3 protein-coding genes and 1 pseudogene are annotated in these 10995 nt (G+C 49.5%); all 4 read left to right on the top strand.

Annotation, left to right across the window (positions count from 1 at the left end; all coding sequences use genetic code 11):
- Positions 1-397 precede the first annotated feature (397 nt).
- The 4 genes and pseudogenes from A7090_RS20850 to yehI all read left to right on the top strand — a co-directional run bounded on the left by A7090_RS20850 (position 398) and on the right by yehI (position 10957).
- A complete protein-coding gene (locus tag A7090_RS20850; protein WP_105275378.1) occupies positions 398-640 on the top strand; it encodes a hypothetical protein in 243 nt (80 codons plus the stop codon).
- An 897-nt stretch (positions 641-1537) separates the two neighbouring features.
- A pseudogene (locus A7090_RS20845) lies at positions 1538-3544 on the top strand (DUF4132 domain-containing protein); the annotation flags it as partial.
- A 12-nt stretch (positions 3545-3556) separates the two neighbouring features.
- A complete protein-coding gene (locus tag A7090_RS20840; protein WP_105275376.1) occupies positions 3557-7318 on the top strand; it encodes a WGR and DUF4132 domain-containing protein in 3762 nt (1253 codons plus the stop codon).
- 9 nt (positions 7319-7327) lie between these two features.
- Complete coding sequence (gene yehI, locus A7090_RS20835) at positions 7328-10957, top strand: DUF4132 domain-containing protein YehI (protein WP_105275375.1); 3630 nt, start codon at positions 7328-7330, stop codon at positions 10955-10957.
- Positions 10958-10995: the final 38 nt, after the last annotated feature.

Below are 10995 nucleotides of genomic sequence, written 5' to 3'. Positions count from 1 at the left end.
CTGGAAAGTTGATCTGAGCTCTCAGTAAATATCAATACGGTTCTGACGAGCCGCTTACAATCAAAGTGAACACATTCCAGTAAATCCTCGCGGGGCCATTCCTCCATGGATATCGGAGAGCGCTCCAATCATTGTTGATAGCAATAGATTTTTTAGTAACAGAAACTTCCCGTCCGACAGCGTCCACACATTTACTAAAGATGTCTCATTATGGTCACTGTTATGGGAAAGCAAACATGAGGAACACTATTTACTCACGCAACTACAGCGCTTTGATGCAAGTCATTGCCACCCAAAATGGCAACAAGGCCTGGAAGAGGCTATTTTACGTATTCAGCAGAAAAATGCTGCCGGTTCAATTTACTCAGATACCCTATTATTGCTGGTAAAGATCCTTATGGGGGATGAGAGTAATACTAAAGAAGTCATGGATTATCTTGTACAACATCACGGAATAGAATATGTCACTGAAGTTGTGTTGTTGTTACAGCAAATACAGATGTCAGATGATAAAAATGAAGATCCGGAAAAGAGCGAGGTGCTGAAAACATGTCTCGATCACGTTCGTTGGAAATTATTATCAATAAATTCTATTGTAGACTCTGTCCCTCAAATTACCCTTAGCAACACGATTTCCTAATTGCGTTTTAAGTATGGTTTCAGTGTTGTTGACCTCCACTTGCGAAATCATCTTTCTCTTGTTGATAAAGAATCGTGGTTAAGGTGTGTCGAAAAACTTATCAGCGCTTTACCAAATATGGCACCACGTAAGCGACCTTTAATTGGTTTTTTATTACCTGAAAAACCAGAAATTGCTAATCAAATAGCTCGAGAAATTTGTCTTGAGAATTATCCGGAGATGGAATGGTTGGCTATCGTCGCTACTGATTTGCCAACGACGTTATTACCAGAAAATCACTGCCAACTCAATTTATTCAGTGAATGGTGGATGACAACTATATGTGCTGCAACACTGCTACGTGAGCAAGGATTAAAGGCACTTCCTCGATTAAAATATTGCCATTCGAATCATGGATATTTTCGTTATATTAATCATCCAGAGGCAATTACGTTACTAATAGAACAAAAAAGTATTGAGGATGTTGAATACTCCGCAAAATTACATCCGGAATCCGCAATATGTGCACTGACCTCAACGATTGTTAAAACAAAAAATTCGCCCTGGCTACGGATTTTGGAACGAATTATTTTGGGCAACGCACCAGTCTTGCACTCTACGCTCCCCTGGCTAAGTGGTGATCAACGACATATCTTATTTAGTTGCTTTCCACAACTTAGTGCTTGCGAAGAAATTGCTTCATCAGGTGAATTACCTTATATATTGACTGCTCCTGTATGGCTGCAAAAGAAAAAAAAGGTTCCCAAAATCGACATCACACTGCCGATATTATCACTGGCATCACTGGAATCTGTACCCGCAAAAAAAAATCTCACCATATCACCTTCCGCTTATCCACCTGCGAAAGAGACGCTGAAACTGCTGCACTTCTATTGTGACGAACTTGACTGGGGTATACCTCAGACTGCCATTGATTTTTTCGAGCAAGATAATTACGAGGCTTTATTAAAGATCTGGGATAAACCTCGCTGGGCAAGTCATCTCCGTGTCAATATGTCTGTATTGCTTCAGTTACCAGAAAATAAAGCACTGAAAATATGGAACGCACTGACTCACCTGCATCTGATTAACTCATGTGAAGTAGTAGAATATTACGGCCTTCCCACATTACCCGGCTTGCTGCGTTACGCCTTAGTCGTACCTCAGGAAGCAATTCCTTTAGCTGCACGTTTTGGTGCAACGGAAGTAGCCCCCTTAATGGCTCGCGCCTTTCGTCAGCTTAAATCTGTACGTGATGTCGCTGAACGTTGGTTATTAACCTATCCGGAACATGCCATTACAGGCCTGCTGCCTTCCGTGCTGGGAAAAGCAGGTAGTGAGCGCGAAGACGCAACCACAGCTATTCGCTATCTTGCTCATCACGGGCATCAGCCATTAATTGAAAAAATTGCCCACCACTACAAACAGCCAGAAGTGTTTACGGGGTTGTTAGATGTTCTGAATAGCGACCCACTCGATAATTTTCCGCAAAAAATCGCTAAACTCCCTGAATGGTGTTCACCAGAACTATGGCACCGCCCACTTCTGTGCAGTAACGGAAAGGCACTTCCAGATTCAGCTATCCTGCACCTGTGCACTATGCTCTCTTTCCCCCGCGAAGCCACCCTTTATCCTGGAATTACACAGGTTGTCGAGATCTGCACGCCGCAGTCTCTCGCCGATTTTGCCTGGGATCTCTTCCTCAGTTGGGAGTCTGCCAGTGGGTCGGCAAAAGACAACTGGGCCTTTACCGCACTGGGGATTTTAGGTAACGACGATACCGCCCGCAAACTAACGCCTTTGATCCGCGCCTGGCCTGGCGAATCTCAGCATAAACGCGCCACTGTCGGGCTGGATGTCCTCGCTGCTATTGGCACGGATATCGCTCTGATGCAGCTTAACGGCATCGCGCAGAAGCTGAAATTTAAAGCCTTGCAGGATCAGGCAAAGATAAAAATCGCCCAAATTGCCGAAAGCCGCGAACTCAGCGTCGCAGAGATGGAAGACCGGTTAGCGCCAGATCTCGGCCTGGATGATAACGGTTCGCTGCTGCTGGATTTCGGCCCACGCAAGTTCACCGTCAGCTTTGATGAAACGCTGAAACCGTTCGTGCGCGACGAGAGCGGTAGCCGCCTGAAAGACTTACCCAAGCCGAACAAAAGCGATGATGAAACGCAGGCGAACGACGCAGTAAATCGCTACAAGCTGCTGAAAAAAGATGTCCGCACGGTAGCTGCGCAACAAATTTCGCGGCTGGAAGTGGCTATGTGTCAGCGTCGCCGCTGGACTGCAGAACAGTTCCACCTGTTTCTGGTAGAACACCCTCTGGTTCGTCATATCACCCGACGTCTGATGTGGGGCATTTATGACGCTGATAATCAGCTTATTTCCTGTTTCCGCGTGGCGGAGGATGGCAGTTTTAGCGACGGACAGGATAACCCGTTAATCCTTCCGCAGGGCAGTATCGGTATCCCTCATGTGCTGGAAATCCCGGCCAGACAGGCTACTGAATTTGCCCAACTGTTCTCTGACTACGAACTCTTGCCTCCGTTCCGTCAACTCGATCGCCAACAGAATCAACTCTCTGATACAGAAAAAAACAGCAGCGACCTGCAACGCTGGGCTGGCCGTCAGGCACCGAGTGGGCGCGTCGCCGGACTGGTGAATAAAGGCTGGCAACGAGGCGATGTTCTTGGCGGTAGCTATTACTCATTTTATAAAGCCGTTGATGATGGCTACATCGAATTGGGTGTGACTCCCGGCTTTTGCGTCGGATTACCCATCACCGAAATCAGCGAGACTCAGAAAATTGACCACATTCATTTGTACAAATTAACACCGCGCAAATCGGTTTATCCATTTTCCGTGCTTGATGACATCACCGTCAGCGAGCTGATTAACGATATTGAATCACTGTTTGATTAAAAGGACTTTGCAATGAAAACCTATATTTATCAGGATGAAAAATCACATAAATTCTGGGCGGTAGAGCTGCAAGGAAATGAGCTACATATCAGTTGGGGGAAAGTCGGCACCAACGGGCAAAGCCAGGTAAAAAGTTTTGCAGATGCGGCGGCAGCGGAAAAAGCGGAACTAAAGCTGATTGCTGAGAAAACGAAAAAAGGCTACGAAGAAGAAGTATCCGTGATGACACCGGCATCTGCACCCGCCCAGATTATCGAATGCCCTGAAAAAAAACCTTTGCCACAAGACAAACCAAAATTTATTGGAAACCACCTCCCCTGGCTGGCAGACGACGCCCAAATCATTTTACCGACAGAGGTTGCGCCAACCACACTAAGTCATCGCCGCTGGCCTGGCGGTCCGGTGCCACAGGAGAATGAATTAACCCTGCTACGTACCGTCGCTGCGAATACCCACCGGCGTTTTAAAAAGGTAGTCACCTTCGATTACAGCACCTGTTCACTGGACTGGCAGCAAGCGATGGCCCAAGCCGTCGGCCTTATTGACTCCCCCATTAGCACCACGCTGCCGCCACAGGTTCTGGCGGTACTGGTTGCTCTGGAACAAGGCTTCAATCGTAACGATCACGAAGAGTTACTGGATCAAATTGTCCAGGAGGGTGGTCTGGAATATGCCACTGAGGTTGCCATTGCATTGCAATCCATCCGCTTTGACTGGAATTATGACGCTAATCTCATTACGTTCACCCCGGATAACAGGCAACCTACCTGTCTGTCACGCTTCACCTCAGTTGAAATGCGCCTGCGTAAGCATCTCTCACTAGCAAATGACGATGTATGGCAGCGTTGCGCCGACAAACTTATTGCCGCTCTCGGAAACATGCCCGCCTGGCACCAACCGTTGGTTGCGCTATTGTTGCCGGAAAAACCAGAAGCAGCTCATGAGATAGCCAGACGTTTTTGCGGACAAAAAGGGTTATATGCGCTTGAATGGCTAAAACTGACGGCCACCGATGAGCAGGTATTGGCTGAGTTGGAAAAATACTATCCCGGACAGCCAGGGCAGGTATTTGATGATTATTACTACGGTAAAATCTGGTGTGCAACGGTACTCCAGGAGCAAGGTGTCGCTGCGCTGGCCCGTTTCGCACCTTACGCTTCCGGCGACACATGCGGTGAAGTGTTGATGCATATCAACCACCCGCAGGCACTAACGTTACTTATCCTTGTTAGCGAGCAGGGAAAGCGTTGCCACGATCGCATGACAAAGGCTTTCGTTCGCTTTCCACATGCAGCGCTGGCGGCATTAGCAGAACTTCTGGCACAAAAAAATGAAAAGCGCTGGCGCATAATGCTGATGACGTTGTTGAGCACGCAACCGGATCTGGCACCCCAAGTAATACCGTGGCTTTCGCTGCAGGGCGTCGCCGTGCTGAAAACCGGCCAGCAGCAGTTCGATGTCCAGGTCGATTGCGCCAGTGCAGATATGCTACCTGTACTATTGGTTTCCCCACCGTGGGAAGCGAAAAAGAAAAAAGCCAGTGTTGCGACGCTGGATTTAGCGCCATTAATGCTGGAACCGCGCTGTACCCTGACAGAGACGGCAGAAAAAGAGATTCAGGCAAGGTATGGATGGTACGCCCATCAAATAGCCATCGGCCAAAAAGAGGATATTAAGAATTACCTGACACGCCTGGGTTTCTATCGCTGGAATAATGGTCACTATATAAAAGCACCTGATGCAGCCGTAGAGGCATGGCAACAGGAGGATTATCCCGCTCTGCTCAGCGAATTTAAAACCTTTATGTCTTCTTACCAGCATGAATGGAAGCTCTACATGCTGGCTGCTCTGCCAGCCGAGAAGGCAGTGCAAGTGTGGAATATCCTGAGTAAAGAGCCACATGTCGGTGTCGAATATGTTATGACGCACCTGCAACTCACCGGATTTCCTGGATTTATTCATTCCTTTTCCCGCTACCCGCAGGATGCACTGCCCGTAGCACAATACTTTGCCACTACAGAATTGGCACCATTCATTGCCCGCGCCTTCAACAAACTCAAAACCCTGCGCCAGGATGCGCGCACCTGGCTATTAAAATATCCTGAACATGCTATTACCGGCTTGCTACCCGCAGCACTGGGAAAAGCAGGTGAAGCACAGGATAACGCCCGCACTGCCTTGCGTATGTTGGTTGAAAATGGTCATCAGCCATTACTGCAAGAAATCGCCCGGCGTTATAACCAGCCGGAAGTAACCGACGCGGTTAATGCTCTGCTTGCGCTCGATCCCTTAGATAATCACCCGACAAAAATCCCCACTCTTCCGACCTTTTATCAGCCATCGCTCTGGACACGCCCGGTATTAAAAGAAAACGCTCAGCAACTGCCAGATAGCGCCCTCCTCCACCTCGGCGAAATGCTCCGATTCCCCCAGGAAGAAGCGCTGTATCCGGGGTTATTACAGGTGAAAGACATCTGTACCGCCGACTCACTGGCTGAATTTGCCTGGGATCTGTTTACCGCCTGGCTGGCTGCTGGAGCACCATCGAAAGAGAGCTGGGCATTCACTGCCTTAGGTGTTCTCGGCAACGATGACACCGCCCGCAAACTGACGCCATTAATCCGCGTCTGGCCAGGGGAATCCCAGCATAAACGCGCCACCGTCGGGCTGGATATCCTCGCCACGATCGGTAGTGATATCGCCCTGATGCAGCTTAACGGCATCGCCCAGAAACTGAAATTCAAAGCGTTACAGGAACGGGCAAGGGAAAAAATTGCCGACATTGCCGAAAGCCGCGAACTCACGGTAGCGGAACTTGAAGATCGCCTGGCCCCGGATCTCGGCCTGGATGATAACGGTTCGCTACTGCTGGACTTCGGCCCACGCCAGTTCACCGTCAGCTTTGATGAAACGCTGAAACCGTTCGTGCGCGACGAGAGCGGTAGCCGCCTGAAAGACTTACCCAAACCGAACAAAAGCGATGATGAAACGTTAGCGACGGAAGCGGTCAACCGCTACAAACTGCTGAAAAAAGACGCCCGTACCGTCGCCACCCAACAGGTGGCAAGGCTGGAATCTGCCATGTGTCTGCGTCGTCGCTGGTCGCCGGAAAACTTTCAACTCTTCCTGGTTGAGCATCCACTGGTACGCCACTTAACCCGCCGTCTGATTTGGGGTGTTTATAGCGCTGAAAACCAGCTACTGGCTTGCTTTAGAGTGGCAGAAGATAACAGCTACAGCACCGCTGACGATGATCTTTTCACCCTGCCGGAAGGCGATATCTCTATTGGTATTCCTCACGTTCTGGAAATATCACCGGCAAATGCCGCTGCCTTTGGGCTGCTTTTTGCCGACTACGAACTGTTACCGCCGTTCCACCAGCTCGACCGTAACAGTTACACCCTGACAGAAACCGAGCGCAATGCCAGCGAATTGACCCGCTGGGCAGGCAGAAAATGCCCAAGCGGTCGGGTCATGGGACTGGCGAATAAAGGCTGGCTACGCGGCGAACCACAGGACGGCGGCTGGATCGGCTGGATGATCAAACCTCTGGGCCGCTGGTCGTTAATCATGGAAATCAATGAAGGCTTTGCTGTTGGTATGTCGCCTGCCGAACTCAGTGCCGAGCAGCTCTTAAGCAAGCCGTGGCTATGGGATGGCAAAGCAGAAAGCTATGGCTGGGGCCGTAATTCGTCACAGGAGGTGCTGTTCTCGGTGCTTGATGACATCACCGCCAGCGAGTTGATCAACGATATTGAATCACTGTTTGAATAAGGAAAGAGCATGGACAAGGAATTACCGTGGCTTGTGGACAACGCACAACCAGAAATGAAATATAAAAAAGGGAAAACACCGCTAAGTCACCGTCGCTGGCCTGGAGAACCGGTAGCGGTTGTCACTGAAAACCTTATCCAGACGTTAGGAGATGACATTCTTCAACGGGCAGGCAGTAAGGAAAATATTAACTGGCAATACGAGCAATGCTCTGTACAGTGGCATGACGCCATCACACAAGCAATCAGTCTGGTCGGCGAACATAAACCATCTGTCTCTGCGTGTACAATGGCGGTACTGACCCGTATTGCAAACAATGACAGCCAGCAGTTGCTTGATGAAATCGTCCAAAAAGAGGGACTGGAATATGCCACTGAGGTGGTGATCGCTCGTCAGTGTATTGCACAACGTTACTCTACACAGCCATTAGACGTCACTTTGATGCCGCTCGATGATAGTGGCTATGGCTATCGTTCAGATACCTATAACGATTTTGATCTCCGTTTACGTAAACATTTATCACTGGCAGAGGAAAACTGCTGGCAACGTTGCGCCGACAAACTCATTGCAGCAGTGCCAGAAATACCCAAAGTTCGGCGTCCCTTTATTGCGCTGATACTCCCGGAGAAACCAGAAATTGCCAATGAACTCGCCCACCTGGAAAGCTCACGGCCACGTATCCATTCAAAGGAATGGTTGAAAGCTGTCGCTACAACACCAGATGCGCTGAAAGAACTTGAACATTACTGGAGTCAGGATGTTTTTAGCGATCGTGAAGCCAGCTACATGTCAAGAGAAAACCACTTTGGCTACGCTGCCTGCGCAGCACTGTTGCGTGAACAGGGAATTGCAGCCGTTCCGCGCCTGGCGATGTATGCCCATAAAGAAGATTGCGGTAGCCTGCTGGTGCAAATTAACCATCCGCTGGTCATCCGCACCTTACTGCTAGTTGCGGATAAAAATAAACCCAGCCTGCAACGCGTGGCGAAGTTTGCTAAAACATTCCCTCATGCCACGCTCGCCGCGCTGGTGGAACTGCTGGCACTAAAAAAACCGCCTGCCCGCCCCGGCTATCCAATTATCGAAGACAAAAAGCTCCCGGCACAGCAAAAAGCACGTGATGAATACTGGCGCACGCTGTTACAAACGCTGATAGCATCACTGCCACAACTGGCAGAAGAGGTGATGCCGTGGTTAAGTACTCAAGCCCGGACAGTGCTGAATAGTTATTTATCGGCACCGCCAAAACCTGTTATTGACACTACTAATAACAGCCAAATGCCTGAAATCCTCGTTTCACCACCGTGGCGTGGTAAGAAAAAAATGGCAGTTCCACGTCTTGATTTGGCACCGCTCGAATTAACACCGCAAGCTTACTGGCAACCAGGCGAACGAGAAAGACTTGCCGCCACAGAGTCTGCCCGTTATTTCAGCACGGAATCTCTTGCGGAACGCCTGGAACAAAAAAGTGGACGAGTTGTATTACAGGAGCTGGGATTTGGAGATGATGTATGGCTGTTCCTGGATTATATACTGCCCGGCAAACTGGATACTGATCGCAATTCACTCATCGTTCAGTGGCATTACTACCCGTGGCGAGTTGAAGAGATCCTGAATGGCTGGAATTCCCCGCAAGCACAATTAGCAGAACAGGCGCTTCGCAGCGGTAACGTAGAAGCGTTAATTAACATATGGGAAAATGATAACTACTCACGTTATCGCCCAGAAAAGAGTGTCTGGAACCTGTATTTATTGGCACAGTTGCCGCGTGAGATGGCTTTGACTTTCTGGCTACGTATCAATGAGAAAAAGCATCTGTTCGCGGGTGAAGACTATTTTCTCAGTATCCTCGGGTTGGAGACATTACCCGGCCTGTTGTTGGCTTTTTCACATCGTCCAAAAGAAACATTTCCGTTAATTTTAAATTTTGGCGCAACAGAACTGGCGCTGCCCGTTGCCCGCGTCTGGCACCGTTTTGCGGGCCAGCGTAATCTGGCACGCCAGTGGATTTTACAATGGCCAGAACATACGGCTACTGCCCTTATCCCTCTTGTCTTCACCAGGTCCAGCGATAATAACGAAGCCGCATTACTTGCCCTGCGCTTACTGTATGAACAGGGATATAGCGAATTGCTGCAAACCGTGGCAAACCGCTGGCAGCGTACAGATGTATGGCCTGCCCTGGAGCAGTTACTTAAACAGAGTCCAGTGGAAATTTACCCGGCACGCATTCCAAAAGCGCCTGATTTCTGGCATCCGGCAATGTGGTCCAGGCCGCGCCTTATCACTAATAATCAGCCTGTTACCGATGACGCTCTGGAAATTATCGGCGAAATGCTGCGATTTACCCAGGGTGGACGTTTTTATTGCGGGCTGGAACAACTGAAAATGTTCTGCCAGCCGCAAACGCTGGCCGCTTTTGCCTGGGATCTCTTTACCGCCTGGCAACAAGCTGGCGCCCCCGCAAAAGACAACTGGGCATTTCTGGCGTTAAGTCTCTTTGGCGACGAAAGCACAGCACGGGATCTGGCATCACTGATCCTCGCCTGGCCACAAGAAGGAAAATCTGCCCGCGCGGTGAGTGGCCTGAACATACTTACCCTGATGGGTAATGATATGGCGTTGATTCAACTGCATCATATTTCGCAACGGGCGAAATCCCGCCCCTTACGTGACAACGCGGCAGAATATCTCCAGTTGGTAGCGGAAAATCGCGGACTAAGCCCAGAAGAGTTAGCGGACAGATTAGTCCCAACACTGGGCCTTGATGATCCGCAGGCGTTGATTTTTGATTTTGGTCCACGGCAGTTTACTGTTCGCTTCGATGAAAACCTCAACCCGGTTATCTATGATCAACAAAACGTTCGCCAGAAAAGTGTTCCCCGATTGCGCGCCGATGACGATCAACTGAAAGCGCCCGAGGCACTGGCCCGACTAAAAGGGCTGAAAAAAGATGCCACTCAGGTGAGCAAAAACCTGCTCCCGCGTCTTGAAACGGCACTACGTACCACCCGACGCTGGTCGCTGGCAGATTTTCATTCTCTGTTTGTTAATCATCCCTTTACCCGGCTGGTTACCGAGCGATTAATATGGGGCGTTTATCCGGCAAATGAACCGCGTCGTTTACTCAACGCCTTTCGTGTGGCCGCAGAGGGGGAATTCTGCAATGCACAAGATGATCCCATTAATCTGCCTCCAGATGCGCTGATTGGCATTGCACACCCGTTAGAAATGCCAGCAGAAATGCGCAGTGAATTTGCACAACTTTTCGACGATTACGAAATTATACCGCCACTTCGCCAGTTGGCACGCCGCACGGTGCTGCTCACGCCTGATGAGTCAGCCGGTAACAACCTGACCCGCTGGGAAGGTAAATCCGCTACCGTTGGGCAACTTATGGGAATGCGATACAAAGGCTGGGAGTCAGGCTATGAGGACGCATTTGTCTATGACTCAGGCGCGTACCGGCTGGTCCTTAAGTTTTCACCCGGTTTTAACCACTATAATACTGATAGCAAAGCGCTAATGAGCTTCCGTTCTCTTCGAGTGTACCGCGACAATAAATCTGTCACTTTTGCCGAACTTGATGTGTTTGATTTGAGTGAGGCGTTAAGCGCACCCGACGTCATTTTCCATTAAAACACAGCGGGCAGTGATGCGACTGCCCGTTATCAACA

Source organism: Escherichia sp. MOD1-EC7003 (genome assembly GCF_002965065.1).
GTDB lineage: Bacteria > Pseudomonadota > Gammaproteobacteria > Enterobacterales > Enterobacteriaceae > Escherichia.
The sequence above is the reverse complement of the archived record's forward strand: the minus strand, read 5'-3'. Positions and strand labels throughout refer to the sequence as shown.

Excerpts from the sequence above, each read along its gene's own strand:
- A7090_RS20850 (WP_105275378.1), top strand. The coding sequence starts at position 398 with ATGGGGGATGAGAGTAATACTAAAGAAGTCATGGATTATCTTGTACAA.
- A7090_RS20840 (WP_105275376.1), top strand. The coding sequence starts at position 3,557 with ATGAAAACCTATATTTATCAGGATGAAAAATCACATAAATTCTGGGCG.
- yehI (WP_105275375.1), top strand. The coding sequence starts at position 7,328 with ATGGACAAGGAATTACCGTGGCTTGTGGACAACGCACAACCAGAAATG.